We start from the raw sequence: 16,621 nt of genomic DNA on the forward strand, positions 1-16,621 counted from the left end.
GGATCTTCTTGGCGGCCGGATGCAGGAGGAAACGGCTACCGCCGCATATCAATCTGGTGGTGCCTTATCCCAATCTTCCAGTCCTGTCCATTCATCGGCTCTCCATCCAGATTGAACTGGACCGGATTGGCTGTCTGGATATTGATATCCCGCGCCTTTCGCTGAATAAGACCGTTTTTCATGCCATCCACACCGCTGTCCAAAAGGGTTGAAAGCAGATCGGTAACCTTCCCGGACCTGGGAAATGGCAGGATCGTCAGATCAAGAAATCCGTCATCCAGTTTTGCCCGAGGGCACAGACGGATACCGCCGCCCGCGCGTCGACCATTGCCGATCGCCAGAGCAAGGAACGCACCTTCCCAGGAAAACCCTTCCGCTTCGATCCGTCCTTCGCAGGCCGCAAGTTCAGAAAACCGGTTCAGGCCCGTGAACAGATACGCTGCGCCGCCGAGCACGCGCTTCAGTTTGGGATCTGTCTGTGACGTTACTTGCGTCCCGAACCCACCGGTCGCCATGTTGACGAAACAGCAACCATTGACTTCGCCAACATCCATCGGCTTTGCGCTTGCACGTGCGGCAAATCGCAGGCAGCCCGGAACATCGGCCGGGTCCAGCCGGATGTGGCGAGCGAAATCATTCGCCGTTCCAAGCGGCAATACCGCAAAGGCAAAGGGCGGTTTTGCGCCGTCTTCCAGTTCGTGCAGCACGGCATCAACAACCTCGTGGATCGTTCCATCTCCACCACCGCTTACCAATGTGTCAATTGCATCGGCCTCGTGATCCCTGAGTGCCTCCTTTGCGAGACGCACGGTATCACCGGCTTCATAAGTCACCCTGACGGACACTTCATGTCCCATGGACCGAACCGCACTGACGGCAGTGCGCACATCATTACGAGACGCCGATTTTCCGTTCAGGATCAAGCGCAAATGCTGCTTTTCGTTTGTCCTCATACTTTCCCAGTCTCACTTTGCCTCATTCAGGCAACATCATTTCTCGTTTGATCCGGGCGGTTCTTGCCTCTTCCATCAGCCAGTTGCGGAATGCCGCCACAACGGGCCGCATGGTCCGGCCTTCCGGATAGACGAAATAATAGGCAGTCTGCTGGTCCAGAGACAGATCAAACAAACGCACCAAGCGCCCTGATGCAAGCTCGGCTTCAACGAAGAAACGCGGGATCAGGGCAGCGCCCGCATGATGGATCGCCGCTTCCGATATCATGACAAATTGTTCGAAACGTGCTCCCTGAAAGGCTGCATCCGTTTCCACGCCGGCGAGATCGAACCATTGCCGCCAGGCCAGCGGCCGTGTCGCCAATTGCAATCGTGGCACACGTGCCAGATCCTGTGGCGTCCTGATCCCGAACCTGTCTCTGAACGCCCTCGAAGCAACCGGGACAACCTCTTCTGCAAACAGTCTTTCGGTGATCGCGCCCGCCCAGACCGGGTCTCCGTGGTGAATTGCCCCGTCAAACGGCTCCTCGTCGAAATCAAACGGCTGCAAGCGGACACTCAGGTTCAATCCGGCATCCGGATACCGGCGGCCGAATTCGGCCAGTCTGGGAGCCAGCCAACGGGTTCCGAACGTCGGCAGGACCGCAAGATTCAAAACATCCGCGCTGCCGGCATAGGACATGACCTGACGTGTGGCTGCCGTCATCTGTTCCAGGGCACCACGAATGTCATGCAGGTAGAGCCGGCCCGCATCGGTGAGCACGATCCGCTGTCGCACCCTGCGAAAGAGTTCGACGCCGAGGCGGTCTTCAAGATGGCGAACCTGTTTCGAGATTGCGCCCTGTGTCAGGTGCAGTTCCTCGGCCGCCCGGGTAAAACTCAGATGCCGGGCCGCGCATTCAAAAGCGATCAGAGTGTCTGCCGACGGGATAAAGGCGCGCTTCATTCAAATGCCCTAGTTCATTCCATTTCGTCATGAATGATGAACCAGCTTTCGCTTTTCCGCAAATAAAAATCCGTCCACACTTGCTCAAACAGAATGACCTCGAGCATCAGCACATCTTCAATTTGCCCCAGGCTCAAACTTTTGCCGGGACACGTCACAGGAGACACCCATGAACGCCCCAGCACAGATAAAGTCCTCTCCTTCCGGCGGCGGCACGTTCGACTGGCAGGATCCGTTTCACCTTCGGGAACAGCTTCAGGAAGACGAGCAGCTCATCCAGGACACGGCCCGCGCCTTCGCGCAGGAAAAACTTCTTCCGCGCGTGATCGATGCCTATCGGGAAGAAAAGACCGACCGGGGCATCTTCAATGAAATGGGTGAACTTGGCCTGCTGGGTGTCACGCTGCCGGAAGAATACGGCTGCGCCGGGGCTTCCTACGTTTCCTATGGGGTTGTCGCACGTGAGATCGAGCGCGTCGATTCCGGATATCGGTCAATGATGAGCGTGCAGTCCTCGCTCGTCATGTATCCCATCCATGCCTATGGCTCCGAAGACCAGCGACAGAAATACCTGCCAAAACTGGCGAGTGGCGAGTTCGTCGGATGTTTCGGCCTGACCGAACCGGATGCCGGTTCTGATCCTGCCGGAATGCGCACCCGTGCGGAAAAAACGGATGGTGGATACAAGCTCACCGGCACGAAGATGTGGATTTCAAATGCGCCCATCGCCGATGTGTTTGTCGTGTGGGCGAAATCGGAGGCCCATGACGGCGCCATCCGCGGTTTCGTGCTCGACAAGGGCATGAAAGGCCTTTCGGCGCCAAAGGTCGGCGGAAAACTTTCGCTGCGCGCTTCCATCACTGGTGAAATCGTCATGGATGGCGTCGAAGTCGGCGAAGGTGCTCTTTTGCCCAATGTCTCGGGGCTGAAAGGACCGTTCGGTTGCCTGAACAGGGCACGTTACGGCATTGCATGGGGCGCCATGGGAGCTGCAGAAGACTGCTGGATGCGCGCACGCCAATACGGCCTCGATCGCGAGCAATTCGGCCGGCCGCTGGCGCAAACACAGCTGTTCCAGAAAAAGCTTGCCGACATGCAGACCGAAATCACCCTGGGTTTTCAGGCAGCGCTGCGGGTCGGGCAGCTTTTCGACGCGGGCCGTGCCTCACCGGAAATGATCTCGATCATCAAGCGTAACAATTGCGGCAAGGCCCTGGAGATTGCCCGCCAGGCGCGCGACATGCATGGCGGTAACGGTATCCAGGAAGAGTATCACGTCATGCGGCACAGCCAGAACCTTGAAACCGTCAATACATATGAAGGCACGCACGACATTCATGCCCTGATCCTTGGCCGTGCCCAAACCGGCCTGCAGGCATTCTTCTAAGTCAACCAGGCACCAGGCTGCGCGGTCAACACGTGCCGAGCAGCCACACTCCATCTCCAGGAGGCGACATGGCGCAACGAACTGCGGACGTGGTCATCATCGGTGGCGCCGTCATGGGATCTTCCGTGGCCTGTCATCTCGCTCAGCGGGATGACTTTCGCGGACGCATCATCGTCGTTGAAGCCGATCCGGTTTACGAAATCTGCGCCTCCGCAAGATCAGCCGCGTCGATCCGCCAGCAGTTTTCAACTGCCGTCAATATCGAGATTTCGCTTTACGGTATCCGGTTCCTGCGAGAGATCGGTGCAGCTTTAGCCGTTGATGGCGACAGACCTGACATCGGACTGCAGGAAGGCGGCTACCTGTTTCTGGCTACGCCCGACAAGGCGGAAATCCTTCAAAGGAATCACCTGCTCCAACAGGAGCTGGGTGCCGACATCGCGCTGCTCGATACTGGCGAGCTCAGGTCGAAATTTTCCTGGCTTTCCGTTTCGGATCTCGAGGCCGGTTGCCATGGTCTTACGGGTGAGGGCTGGTTCGACGGATACGGGCTGATGCAGGCCTTTCGCAGGAAGGCACGATCCCTCGGGGTGGAATATGTGTCGGCTCGCGGAACGGTCGAAAACAATCCGGAAGCCGGCTGGTCCGTTCTGTTGTCTTCCGGTGAGCGGATTTCAACACCAGTGCTCGTCAATTGTGCGGGAGCCTCTGGTGGAACGGAGATCTGTGCGCAGGCCGGCCTGGATGTTCCGGTTGTTCCGCGCAAACGCTGCGTCTTTACCTTTGACTGCAAGGAACCGCTCGAGAACTTTCCCTTGTTGATCGATCCGACCGGAACTTACGTGCGTCCTGAAGGTCCGGGCTACATCTGCGGATCGGCTCCACCGGCAGACCGGGACCCGGACTGCACGGACCTGGATGTCGACTACACTCTCTTCGAAGATCATATCTGGCCAACGCTTGCCGCACGCGTTCCCGCCTTCGAAGCGATCAGGCCCGGTGCCGCCTGGGCCGGAACCTATGACATGAACCTCTTCGATCACAACGCCTTTGTCGGCAGTGTTCCTGGAATGGAGGGTTTCTTTGTTGCGCTCGGATTTTCGGGCCACGGCCTGCAACAAGCCCCTGCCGTCGGGCGGGGCCTTGCCGAACTGATTTCAACCGGAGCATACCAGACGCTGGACCTGGAACCGCTCTCCATCCGGCGCCTGACGGAAAACGCCCCCATATCTGAGAAGAATGTCGTTTAGAGGGTCTGGAAAGACCGCCTCATTCAGCAACGAGAAGCGGGAATTGTCCATCCCTGCTTGATGTACTGTCGTCACCCAGGGACAGTTCAGGTGATGTCGAGGGTTCACCCAGATCACTCTCTTGCGCTTCATTTTCAGGCTGAGGAGAATTGAGACTCGTTGGCCGGGTCTCCTCATCATCGGCCTCATCAACGAAATCTGCTGCCGGGCCTTGAGCCTGTACCACGCTTTCCATGGTCGCAGATACGGTCAACGGGTGCGGATCCGGGGCATCCGCCTGTGCGCGTGCCTGTATACCGGCCCAATCCAGGATCCTGGACAAACCGTCAGCGAGAACGGTCTGGAGGCGCGCGACCCGGGCCTTGTCCGGCTCGAACGGCGGCGATTCGTGTCGTAGATAGGCACGCTGTGCCAGAAGAAGCGTCAAACAATGCAGACCACGCTCGGGTCTGCCATAAGACTGCACGATGAATCCGCCGCTGGTCTGTTCATCCACTGCAGCCGTGTAGCCTTTCACTCCGCTGAAGGAGCCTACAAGCAAATTGCGAAGATCGGTATCGCAGGACGTTCCTCCGGAACTACCGATGCTGGCGATCGGCAGTTCCTTGTCCACGAAGCCTTTGATCTGCGAACGCATCGACTGACAGTCCAGAACTATGACATTGCGGTGGATGCGCATCAGCCTGTCAATCTGGCGGCGCAACGCCTTGTGGAACGGCGCATGAAACAGAAGGACCCGCTGTTCTATTTCTGTAGGACCCGGCTCTTCCCCGTCCTGATAAATCCGTTTGCCGTCAAGTGTGGTCGCAGGACAAAGCGCGACGGCAGGATCGGCAGCAGCGTGGAGTTGCGTGCCCGGATCCTTGTCCAGATCAATGACGTAGCGCGAAATTGAAGACCGCACGACGGTCAAATCGAGATCAGAGCGGAGGCCAAAAACCCTTTCCAGCCGCCATCCGAGATCCGCCTGCAGACGGCCGGTCGCGTTAAAACGATTGCCCACGGCTTTCGGCACCTCCGTGCCGCTATGCGGCAGGCACAGGATGAGCGGGCTCTGTCCTTCTTCGACCAATATCATGTTGCAACGCCTAACTGACGACACCGGGCCGCTGCTAGATTGAAGAATTTACTTAACGGAAACAAGACATTTTCTTTGCGGCTCTGACACAACTGCCAACAAGGTGAACGTCGACAGCTCCAGCAATTGCTTGTGAATCATAGACTTATAGTAGTCTATCCTTCTTTCCAAGATATTATCAGAATCCGCCGACCCGTCTGAACACGCCAGGTTTGGTAGTTCGCACTTGCACAACCAGAATGGCAAACGACCTGATGCGCTCAAGCTCCCTTGACGTGGCGATGATTGCGGGCAATTTTCATTTCATTCCTTCCAGCCCGCCGGGTTCCGGTAAACCAACCATTCCATCGTGACCCGCATTTCGACAGAGGAAACCGGATGTCTCTTCGCCATGGCAAAGAATTCCTGATGATTCCAGGACCGACCAACGTCCCGGAGGAGGTTCTGAGGGCCATGCACCGCCCTGCGGTCGACATCTACGAGGGCCCGCTGCTGGAAACGACAGACTATTGCCTCACGAGCCTCAAGCAGCTTTTCCGCACGCAAGGCAGAACCTACATCTACGCCGCAAACGGGCACGGTGCGTGGGATGCCGCTTTGTGCAACACGTTGAACCGGGGCGACAAAATACTCGTTCTGGAATCCGGCCGATTTGCACTAGGCTGGGGCGAAGCAGCGGAAATTACAGGCCTGACGGTCGAGATTCTGCCAGGCTCATGGAAAGCAGGCGTCGACCCCGCCCGGCTGGAAGATCGACTGAAACAGGACACCGCACACGAGATTGCCGCTATCCTGGTCGTTCAGGTTGATACCGCGTCCGGAGTCTGGAACGACATCGAGGCGTTGCGGAAAGCAATCGATGCTGCCGGTCATCCGGCACTCTTCATGGTCGACACCATCGCCTCGCTCGGATGCATGCCCTTTGAAATGGACGCCTGGGGAGTAGATGTTGCGCTGACCGGATCACAGAAAGGCCTCATGTGCCCGCCCGGTCTGTCCTTTGTCGCCGCAAGCCCAAAGGCTGACAAGGCGCACGAAAACGCAAACCTTCGAACCAACTACACGGACTGGACGTTTCGCCAAGGTCCGGAGCACTACCAGAAATATTGCGGTACGCCGCCCGAACATCTCCTTTATGCATTTCAAAAGGCACTTGAGCTTCTGTTTGGCGAAGGGGTCGAGAACGCCTGGAACCGTCACGCCCTGTTGAGCGAGGCGACCCGGCGAGCCGTTGCCGAATGGTCCAGGGAGGGCGCGCTGGACTTCAATATCAGTGAACCGCATGCCCGCTCCAACAGTGTCACGGTGGTTCGTCTCGACAGCGCCCACGCCACCGCCCTGCGCACCTTCACCAAGGAAATATGCGGCGTGACAATTGGCGGAACAATCGGCGAGATCTCCGGCGAAGGTATCCGTATCGCGCATATGGGACATGTCAACGCGGTCATGTTGCTCGGAACCCTTTCCGCAATCGAGCTTGGACTTGAAACCCTGAAAATCCCCTATGGAAAGGGAGGTGTTCAGGCGGCCATCAGCTACCTGTCAGAAGCCATTTAGCAACGCAGGACCGAACCCGATGCTGGCAGGACGGACCGTGCCGGCATCAGGCCGATTGCCGATCAACACGAAAGTGATCCCGCTCCCCCAGCCGCGAAACCAGATGCAAACCGGTGTTCCAAACGTCGATATCGCCTGGCGCCAAACGATGTTCTGGTTGGAGAAAGACGTGAACGGCCTGTCCTAGAGCCGCTCTTCCAGACGATTGCAAATGGTCTTCAGCACCTTGATGCGTGCATGTCTCTTGTTTTCCGAAGAGACAAGGGTCCAGGGTGCATAGTGCGTCGATGTCCGGTCGACCATGTCACCGGCAGCGATGGTATACTGGTCCCATTTCAACCGGTTCCGCCAATCTTCATCGGTAATCTTGTGCTGCTTGTATGCAGTGTCTTCCCTGGCCTTGAACCGGCGCAACTGCTCGTCTTCGGAAATGGCCAGCCAGAACTTGCAGACGATATAGCCGAAATCGGTCAGCTCCTGTTCGAACTCGTTGATCTCGTTATAGGCGCGCAGCCAGTCGTCGTGTCCGGCAAATCCCTCGACCCGCTCGACCAGAACACGTTCATACCAGGACCGGTCAAAGATCGCGAAGTGACCCTTGCGGGGAACACGACGCCAGAACCGCCAGAGATACGGTCTGGCTTTTTCCTCGTCGGTCGGGGCTGAAATCGGATGCACCTTGTAGAGGCGCGGGTCGAGCGGACGAATGACACGCCGGATCGCACCGCCCTTGCCCGCGGCATCATTACCCTGAAAGGCGAGGACAACACCGGTTTTCGACATCGACTTGCGGTCGGAGAGGTCGGACAGGATCCTCTGGTATTTTTCCCGAAGCTCTTGGTACTCTTCCTTTTCGAGCTTCTCCGTCAGGTCGATCGTATCGACTGCCGTTTCGCGTTTCACGCCGCTGACCACGGGTGGTGCTGAAACGGAGCGCGTCTCACCGTCATCCAGCTTCAGGCTCATCGATCTTGCCACCGTCTGGGCGAGCGCGGCGTCGCGGTATTCAGGATCCTGCGATGGAATGACGAACCAGGGAGCGTAGCCCTTGCTGGTTTCCAGAACGATCTTTTCGCCCGCCTCGCTGGCTTTCTTGTGGTGTTTCAATGCCGCCCAATCCGCAAGCACATGCCGCGCCGCGTTTTTTTTCTCGATCTTCTTGAGGCGTTGTTCCTGAACATCCTTGGGCAGAAGGAACCAGAACTTGAGGATCAGAACGTCTTCATTGGACAGCATTTCCTCGAACCGGCGAATGCGGACGAGTGCCTTTTCGAAGGCGTCTTCGTCGATTTTCTTGTAAATCCAGTCCCGGAGCACGGATTGATACCAACTGCCGAACACAATGGCGGTCTCCCCCTTGGCCGGCAAGTCGCGCCAATACCGCCACAGCGGCGGGCGGAGGCGAGCCTCGTCTGTCGGTTCGCCGTAGGCATTGCAGACCAGATGACGCGCATCCATCCAGCCGTACAGCCTGGCGACCGCCTCACCCTTTCCCGCACCGTCCAGACCGTCAACCAGTATCAATGTGGAATACGGCTTGTTCTCGATGACCGGCAGTTGAGCCGAAAGCAGCGCCTCCCTCAGTTCCGGTTCCATTTTCTTGAATATCTTTTTGGTCATCTTTTGCGGCAAACGGGCAGATTCAAACATCAAAATCTCCTAAAAAAGGCGTGCTGAGTGCATCTTGTCCTAGCCGGCATCAAAAAACCATTGTTCAGATCTTACTGCCCAAATGAAGGAGAAACAGAAATTTCGCTGTTGGTTGAGCCGTCGGACGCTTATATGAAGCTGTATCCGAATCGCCAGAGTTCAATTTCACTCCGGAACTGGGTCCGGGCACAATATGGGCTTTCACATGTTGATTTACAGATCAGACTGACAGACGTCCGTGACAGAATTTCTTGATCCCGTCCTGAACTTTATAGCGGAAAATCCGTCGCTGGCCGGTCTGATCTGCTTTCTGGCAGCCATGGGTGAAGCTCTATTCATTGTCGGTCTGTTTGTGCCGACCACGGTCGTACTCGTCGGCGCCGGGACGCTTGTGGGCCTCGGCAAACTGGATCCGGTACCCCTCTTCATCTGGACGACGCTCGGTGCGACAGCCGGCGATGCCATCTCGTACTGGATCGGATACCGGTTCAAGGACAAGATCAAAAGCATGTGGCCTTTGAACAAGTACAGCCACATGATCGACAGCGGTGAAAAGTTCTTTCAGCAGCACGGCGGCAAGAGCGTTTTCATCGGTCGTTTTGTCCCTGGCGTCAAATCGGTCGTTCCCGGGATCGCCGGCATGGCGGGTATGAACTTCACCCGTTTTTCCATCGTCAACGTCACATCGGCCTTTGCCTGGACAATTGCCCATATTGGTCCCGGCATTATTGCCGGATCCGCGCTTAGTGCCGTTGGCCAGATCAGCGGACGCCTGGCCTTTGTTCTCGGCGCACTGCTCCTGATCATCTTTCTTTTCGTGATATTGGGACGGTGGCTCATCCTGATTATCCTGCCACTGTTTCCCAATGCCCACGCTTTAATTGTCGCCTGGTTTTCCAGGCGTCCCGACCGGGTATCACAATGGATTGCGCGCAATTTCGACCCGGACCACCCGCGCTCCGCCGGGATGCTTGCCTCGGCAGTGCTGCTGTTGATCACGATGCCCGCGTTTTTCTGGGTCGTTGGCCAGGTAGCACCGGGAGAACCAATGGTGCGCGCCGATCTGTCGATCCTGAACTTCTTCGACAGCCTGCGCACGCCCGTCGGCGACAAGATCATGGTGTTCTTCACCACGCTCGGAGACGGCGTGGTGGTGGCGGCCGTAGCAACTGCGGTCGCCGCATATCTTTTCCTGAGAAAGGCCTGGCGCCGCGGCATTGGTTTCATCATCGCCATGGCCGGAACGGCAATGTTCGTTCCCCTGTTCAAGCTGCTCCTGCACCGGTCGCGTCCCATGGAACTGTACGCCGGTGCCGACGCCTACAGTTTCCCGAGTGGTCATGCGACCCTTACTGCCGTCCTGTTCGGCATATGCGCCGTCCTGATCGCTCATGATCTCAATCGATGGCTGAAGGCGAGCGTTTTCAGCATTATCGCAACTTTTGTGATCGCCATTGGCTTTTCACGTGTCTATCTCGGCGCGCACTGGATGTCCGATGTCCTGGCCGGGCTCCTCTTCGGCACTGCCATGGTGTCCGCATTCGCGTTCGTGTTCGGCCCGATTCACAACGAGAAAATCGGCCGGGCAACGCTTGCGGCAATTGTCGTCGCAACACTGACTGTCTTTGGCGGTTGGCATATCTGGTCGACATTCGACAAGGCCTTGCTGACCTACCAGCCAAAAGCAGACACGGAAGTCCTCACCGCTTCCGGTTGGCGGGACAACGGATGGCAATTCCTGCCGGCCCGCCGGATTGAATTGAACGGCGACAGGGAGGAACCGCTGGTCATCCAGTTTGCAGGCCCGTTGCCACAATTTGCCAAAGCAGCCGAAAAGGATGGATGGCAACTTCCACCGAAATGGTCGCTCACAACAGCCGGCGGATTTGTTGAAGGCAAAACACCGCCGGATTCCCTGCCGATATTGCCACGCAGTCAGAACGGTCGACAACCGGATCTGGTGTTGATCCGCAAGGATACCGACGAGACCAGGGGCGGCCGCTGGGTACTTCGTCTGTGGCCAAGCCGCTACCAGATCCTTCAGGGCGGCAGCCTGCAGCCACTTTATCTGGGGAGTGTGGTCCACGAACACATTCTCAGGCCAATGGGAGAGTTCTCCGGCCCGCGAACGGACCTCGAGGTGCCGCCGGCGTCCGACAACCCGGCAATTCTCATGTCCGGTGCAATGTCAAAGAAACGGCAGGATGGAACGACAGTGGTTCTCGTTCTGAAAGGCTCCGGAGCGCAATAGCCCCGAATTCTTCAACATTTCATCCTCTTGCCTGGCCGACAGCAAAAGCTTCAAACGCGTGAATCCAACAGGGGATCCCGAACGAGCGTGCGCTAAGTGGAATTACTTGCGTCAAACTGTCTACTTTCATATATTCGAATATAAACTATCTATGGAGGCATGATGACCAACTTTACCCCTTTCCTCAGCCTCGGAGGCGGCCTGTTGATCGGTCTGGCAACAGTCGCCCTGATGGCTTCGCACGGGCGAATCGCCGGCATCAACGGCATCGTCAACGGATTGCTGACAACCCGCCTCAGCCCGGACTGGGCCTGGCGGTTCGCCTTCCTGGCCGGCATGATCGCCAGTCCGCTGATCCTGCTCGGGGCCACTGGACAGCTGCCGCAGATAAGTATCCCGTCCTCGCCGCTTCTGCTTGTCATAGGCGGATTTCTGACCGGCGTCGGGACAACCCTTGGTTCCGGCTGCACCAGTGGTCATGGCGTCTGCGGCATGTCGCGCCTGTCGGTGCGATCCATCGCGGCAACACTTACGTTCATGGCAATGGCTGGCATGACCGTTTTCCTGATCCGCCACGTGTTCGGAGGATAAGACAATGAGGCTTCTATCCGCATTTGCGATCGGGCTGGTATTCGGTTGCGGCATCCTGATCTCCGGCATGGGTAATCCTGCAAAGGTGATGAATTTTTTTGACGTCGCAGGAACATGGGACCCGAGCCTTGCCTTTGTGATGGGCGGCGCGCTGCTTGTCACTGCCATCGGCTACCGGCTGGTCTTCAAGATGGATCGCCCGGCTTTTTCCAGCACATTTTCCTTGCCGACGAAGCAGGATCTCGATGTCAAGCTCATTGGCGGTTCTGCCATCTTCGGCATCGGCTGGGGCATGACAGGCTTTTGCCCGGGTGGCCTGGTTCCTGTGCTTGGACTGGGACTGGGTGAACCGCTTCTGACGGGCGCCGCAATCGTTGCCGGAATGCTTGCCGCCCGACTGGCCACGCGAATGACCATCAAGGAACAGCCGGCTGGCGCCTGACCTGGAGCACGCTGCCGGCCCTATCAGGGAGAAAAAAATGCTCGCTTCGAACTATCCCGTCGACTTGGCTGTCAAACCGGACGTGAAGGCCTTTTTCGATCCGGCAACAAACACCATCAGTTACGTCGTCAAAGACCCGTCTTCAAACGCCTGTGCCGTTGTCGACAGCGTCATGGACATCGACTATGCGGCGGGCCGCATCAGCTACGAACATGCAGACGAAATCATCGACTTCATTCAGAAAAGCAGCCTCGAGCTTGAATGGCTGATCGAAACGCATGTTCACGCCGATCACCTGTCCGGGGCTCCGTATATCCAGCAGAAACTCGGCGGCAAGCTCGGCATCGGCAACCAGATTACCGTCGTCCAGGAAACATTCGGCAAGGTCTTCAATGAAGGCACGGAGTTTCAACGGGATGGCAGCCAGTTCGACCGGCTGTTCCAGGACGGAGACACCTACAAGATCGGCAACATGACGGCCTTTGCCATTTACACGCCCGGCCACACGCCGGCATGCATGGTACACGTGATGGGCAACGCCGCGTTTACCGGTGATACGCTGTTCATGCCGGATGGCGGCTCGGCTCGCGCGGACTTCCCTGGCGGGGACGCCGCGACGCTCTACGATTCCATCCAGAAAGTCCTGGCGCTTCCGGAAGAACTTCGCCTGTTCATGTGCCACGACTACGGCCCCAACGGCAGGGACATCCAGTGGGAAACCACGGTCGGAGACGAAAAGCGGCACAACATCCATGTCGGCGGCGGCAAGACACGTGAGGAATTCGTCAAGTTCCGCACGGACCGTGACGCCCAGCTGGACATGCCAAAGCTGATCATCCCGTCCCTGCAGGTCAACATGCGTGCCGGGAGACTGCCACCCTCGGATGAGAGCGGAAAGACATTCCTCAAGGTCCCGGTGAACTCGCTCTAAACACCCGATTCAAGACGCCGGGAGGCATACGCAATGGCAGGCAAGAAAATCAACGGTCAGATATCCGTTGCCCCGCAGATCGCACCCAAGGACCTTGCAGATATCGCGCAGTCGGGCTTCCGCTCGGTGATTTGCAATCGGCCGGATGGTGAAGGCGCCGACCAACCGACTTTCGAGGAAATCGAGACTGCGGCCGAAAAATTCGGCATTGAAACGCGTTATCTGCCGATTGTTGCAGGAAAAGTGGCGGACGAGGACGCTGCAGCCTTTGCCGATCTGCTGGACAATCTGCCAAAGCCGGTGCTTGCCTATTGCCGGACCGGTACACGTTCGGCAACGCTCTGGTCGCTCTCGCAGGCCGAGACCCTATCCGTTGCCGATATCCTGGAACAGACACATTCCGCCGGATATGACATGGCAGGCGTGGTCAGACGGATTGCAAATGGTGGACGGACACCTACGGAATCAACCGAAGATGCCCGCTTTGACGTGGTCGTTGTCGGAGGTGGCGCCGCCGGAATTTCGGTCGCCTCAAGCCTGCTCTCCCGCAAATCCGATCTTGAGATCGCTATCATAGATCCAGCCGACGTCCACTATTACCAGCCGGGCTGGACTATGGTCGGCGGTGGCGTGTTCGAAGCGTCCGACACGGCCAAGACGATGGCGTCGCTGATCCCGCGCGGCGTTCACTGGATCAAATCCGCTGTTGCCGCTTTCGAACCAAAAGACAACGCAGTCATTCTGGACGGCTGCCGGGTCGTCAAATACGGGCGGCTTGTTGTCTGTCCGGGTTTGAAACTGGATTGGCATCGTATCGAGGGGCTGGTCGAAACACTCGGAAAGAATGGCGTGACCTCGAACTACCGCTACGACCTTGCCCCCTATACCTGGCGGCTGGTGCAGGAAATGCAGGCAGGCCGAGCGCTCTTTACCCAGCCACCGATGCCGATCAAGTGCGCCGGTGCCCCTCAAAAGGCGATGTACCTGTCCGCCGACCATTGGGTCCGAACCGCACGACTAGGTGAAATCGACATCCAGTTCATGAATGCAGGAGGGGTTCTATTCGGGGTCAAGGACTATGTCCCGGCCTTGATGGACTATGTGAAACGGTATGGCGTTTCCCTGAATTTCTTTCACAACCTGATTGCAATTGACGGGCCCGCGAAAAAGGCCACTTTCGAAGTGATCGCGCCGGGGCAGGAGCCGCTGCAGGTCGGCGTCGAATTCGACATGATGCACGTCACACCGCCTCAGATAGCCCCGGATTTCATCCGCGTTTCGCCGCTCGCCGACAGCGCGGGCTGGGTGGATGTCGACCAGGCGACCCTTCGTCACAAGACACATGACAACATCTGGTCGCTCGGCGATGTCATGAACGCACCCAATGCCAAGACTGCGGCTGCCGCAAGAAAGCAGGCACCCGTTGTCGCGGAGAATGTGGTGTCCGATATCAGGGGACACAGCGCCACGGCCCAATATGACGGTTATGGCTCCTGCCCCCTCACAGTCGAGCGCGGCAAGATCGTGCTGGCTGAATTCGGCTATGGCGGGACGCTGTTGCCGAGCTTTCCGCGTTGGCTGGTTGACGGAACCAGGCCGACACGGACGGCATGGCTGCTGAAGGAGCGTATCCTGCCGCCGGTCTACTGGCGCGCCATGTTGCGCGGCAAGGAATGGATGGCAAAACCGGAAAAGGTATCCGCTGCCTGACGCTAAAATCTGCCGCAAAAAACTGGACCATGCGACGGGCCGGGTGACCGGCTCGTTGCTTGTGAAGGCAACCAAGTTGATCAAATGACCCTGCTCCAGCGCTATTTCCCCATTCTCGACTGGGGCAAGAAATACGACAAGTCGACCGCGACAAGTGACCTGGTGGCCGCCGTTATCGTCACCATCATGCTGATCCCGCAGTCCCTGGCCTATGCACTCCTGGCGGGGCTGCCGCCGGAAGTCGGACTATATGCATCCATCCTGCCGCTGGTTGCCTATGCCATATTCGGAACAAGTCGTGCGCTGGCCGTCGGGCCTGTTGCCGTGGTCTCCCTGATGACGGCCTCGGCAGTCGGCGAACTGGCACAACAGGGCACCCCCGAATATCTCGGCGCCGCGATCGTCCTGGCGCTGCTCTCCGGACTGATGCTTGTTGCCATGGGCCTGTTCAGGCTCGGCTTTCTAGCCAATCTCCTCAGTCACCCGGTGATCTCCGGCTTCATCACGGCTTCCGGCCTGCTGATTGCCTCAAGTCAGCTGAAACACATTCTCGGCGTACCCGCACACGGCCACACGCTTTACGACATCCTCCTGTCGATCATCAGTCACCTCAACGAGATCAACTGGATCACGTTCGGCATCGGCGCGGCATCCGCCATCTTCCTGTTCTGGGTCCGCAAGGGCCTCCGGGCACTGTTGCTGAGAAGTGGTCTCCAACCGTTTCTTGCCGATGGACTTGCCAAGGCCGGCCCGGTTGCCGCCGTCGCCGTCACGACGATTGCCTCGGCAGTCTTCCAGCTGGGTGACAGAGGTGTTCGCATCGTCGGCGACATTCCTTCCGGTCTGCCGGTGCCGCAACTGCCGTCTTTCGATTCCGACCTCTGGTTGGCGCTTGCAGGACCTGCCCTGCTGATATCGGTGATCGGTTTCGTGGAATCGGTTTCCGTCGCGCAGACGCTGGCGGCAAAGAAACGGCAGCGGATCGAGCCGGACCAGGAACTGATCGGGCTCGGAGCTTCCAATATCGCATCCGCGATTTCAGGCGGTTATCCGGTCACCGGCGGGTTTGCGCGCTCGGTCGTCAATTTCGACGCGGGCGCCGCCACGCCGGCTGCCGGCGCATTCACGGCGATCGGCATCGCGCTTGCCACGCTGTTCCTGACCCCTCTCCTCACCTACCTGCCGCAGGCTACTCTTGCCGCGACCATCATCGTCGCGGTTTTGTCGCTGGTGGATTTCGGTGCCATCAAACGCACATTCGCCTATTCCAAAAGCGACTTTACCGCCATGGCCGCGACAATCCTGATCACACTGTTCTTCGGTGTGGAACCCGGTGTCGTCGCCGGCGTCACCTTGTCGATAGCGCTTCATCTTTACCGGAGCAGCCGTCCTCACATGGCCATCGTCGGTGTCGTTCCGGGAAGCGAGCACTTCCGGAATGTCGACCGGCACAAGGTCGTGACAGGAGACCGCGTTCTGGCACTCAGGGTCGATGAAAGCCTGTTTTTTGCAAATTCAAGGTACATGGAAGACAGGATCTACGCGCTGGTGGCGGACAGGCCCGATATCGAACACGTTGTCCTGATGTGCCCGGCAGTCAATGAAATCGACGCCAGTGCCCTGGAAAGCCTTGAAGAAATCAACCACCGGCTCAAGGATTCAGGCGTGTCGTTCCACCTGTCCGAAGTCAAGGGCCCTGTTATGGACCGGTTGAAACGCACCGATTTCCTCGAGAACCTGACCGGCGAGGTTTTCCTCAGTCAGTATGATGCACTATGCGCACTCGATCCCCTGACGGCACATATTGCCGAATCGAGACTACCCAAAAAGACCGCCCGTTCGGACCTCTGGGCAGGACCGGAGATCTAGAACAAG

General features: G+C 57.9%; 14 protein-coding genes. 10 read left to right on the forward strand and 4 right to left on the reverse strand.

Annotated features, from left to right (window positions below; genetic code table 11):
- Positions 1-35: 35 nt before the first annotated feature.
- Positions 36-953, reverse strand: coding sequence for a lipid kinase YegS (gene yegS, locus LA5095_RS29190; RefSeq protein WP_055391496.1), 918 nt, complete (start codon positions 951-953; stop codon positions 36-38).
- 22 nt (positions 954-975) lie between these two features.
- Positions 976-1,899: a LysR substrate-binding domain-containing protein gene (locus LA5095_RS29195; protein WP_029063529.1), complete on the reverse strand. Its 924-nt coding sequence runs from the start codon at positions 1,897-1,899 to the stop codon at positions 976-978.
- A gap of 169 nt (positions 1,900-2,068) precedes the next feature.
- Between LA5095_RS29195 and LA5095_RS29200 the strand changes: the two genes are divergently transcribed.
- Together LA5095_RS29200 and LA5095_RS29205 are read left to right on the forward strand one after the other, a co-directional pair.
- Positions 2,069-3,286, forward strand: a complete 1,218-nt coding sequence (locus LA5095_RS29200; RefSeq protein ID WP_186009668.1) for an acyl-CoA dehydrogenase — start codon at positions 2,069-2,071, stop codon at positions 3,284-3,286.
- Between the two features lie 68 nt (positions 3,287-3,354).
- Positions 3,355-4,536 carry an NAD(P)/FAD-dependent oxidoreductase gene (locus LA5095_RS29205; RefSeq protein WP_055391497.1) on the forward strand — a complete coding sequence of 394 codons (1,182 nt, stop codon included), beginning with the start codon at positions 3,355-3,357 and terminating at the stop codon, positions 4,534-4,536.
- Positions 4,537-4,555: 19 nt separating this feature from the next.
- On the opposite strand, the gene LA5095_RS29210 is transcribed toward LA5095_RS29205, so the two are convergent.
- Positions 4,556-5,614: an N-formylglutamate amidohydrolase gene (locus LA5095_RS29210; protein ID WP_082442589.1), complete on the reverse strand. Its 1,059-nt coding sequence runs from the start codon at positions 5,612-5,614 to the stop codon at positions 4,556-4,558.
- Between the two features lie 378 nt (positions 5,615-5,992).
- On the opposite strand from LA5095_RS29210, the gene LA5095_RS29215 reads away from it, so the two are divergent.
- Positions 5,993-7,171: a pyridoxal-phosphate-dependent aminotransferase family protein gene (locus LA5095_RS29215; RefSeq protein WP_055391498.1), complete on the forward strand. Its 1,179-nt coding sequence runs from the start codon at positions 5,993-5,995 to the stop codon at positions 7,169-7,171.
- Positions 7,172-7,190: 19 nt separating this feature from the next.
- Complete coding sequence (locus LA5095_RS32840) at positions 7,191-7,358, forward strand: hypothetical protein (protein WP_158510452.1); 168 nt, start codon at positions 7,191-7,193, stop codon at positions 7,356-7,358.
- Here LA5095_RS32840 and pap read toward each other — a convergent pair.
- Positions 7,355-8,821: a polyphosphate:AMP phosphotransferase gene (gene pap, locus LA5095_RS29220; protein WP_055391499.1), complete on the reverse strand. Its 1,467-nt coding sequence runs from the start codon at positions 8,819-8,821 to the stop codon at positions 7,355-7,357. The genes LA5095_RS32840 and pap overlap by 4 nt on opposite strands.
- Positions 8,822-9,059: 238 nt before the next feature.
- On the opposite strand from pap, the gene LA5095_RS29225 reads away from it, so the two are divergent.
- From LA5095_RS29225 to LA5095_RS29250, 6 genes are all read left to right on the forward strand, one after another.
- Complete coding sequence (locus tag LA5095_RS29225) at positions 9,060-11,072, forward strand: bifunctional DedA family/phosphatase PAP2 family protein (RefSeq protein WP_055391500.1); 2,013 nt, start codon at positions 9,060-9,062, stop codon at positions 11,070-11,072.
- 159 nt (positions 11,073-11,231) lie between these two features.
- Positions 11,232-11,663, forward strand: a complete 432-nt coding sequence (locus LA5095_RS29230; protein WP_055391501.1) for a YeeE/YedE family protein — start codon at positions 11,232-11,234, stop codon at positions 11,661-11,663.
- A gap of 4 nt (positions 11,664-11,667) precedes the next feature.
- Positions 11,668-12,105: a DUF6691 family protein gene (locus tag LA5095_RS29235; RefSeq protein WP_055391502.1), complete on the forward strand. Its 438-nt coding sequence runs from the start codon at positions 11,668-11,670 to the stop codon at positions 12,103-12,105.
- A gap of 37 nt (positions 12,106-12,142) precedes the next feature.
- Positions 12,143-13,036: an MBL fold metallo-hydrolase gene (locus LA5095_RS29240; protein ID WP_055391503.1), complete on the forward strand. Its 894-nt coding sequence runs from the start codon at positions 12,143-12,145 to the stop codon at positions 13,034-13,036.
- A gap of 33 nt (positions 13,037-13,069) precedes the next feature.
- Positions 13,070-14,746: a bifunctional protein tyrosine phosphatase family protein/NAD(P)/FAD-dependent oxidoreductase gene (locus LA5095_RS29245; protein WP_055391504.1), complete on the forward strand. Its 1,677-nt coding sequence runs from the start codon at positions 13,070-13,072 to the stop codon at positions 14,744-14,746.
- A gap of 84 nt (positions 14,747-14,830) precedes the next feature.
- Positions 14,831-16,615 carry a SulP family inorganic anion transporter gene (locus LA5095_RS29250; protein ID WP_055391505.1) on the forward strand — a complete coding sequence of 595 codons (1,785 nt, stop codon included), beginning with the start codon at positions 14,831-14,833 and terminating at the stop codon, positions 16,613-16,615.
- Positions 16,616-16,621 lie beyond the last annotated feature (6 nt).

It is taken from the genome of Roseibium album (genome assembly GCF_001404515.1).
Taxonomy (GTDB): domain Bacteria; phylum Pseudomonadota; class Alphaproteobacteria; order Rhizobiales; family Stappiaceae; genus Roseibium; species Roseibium album.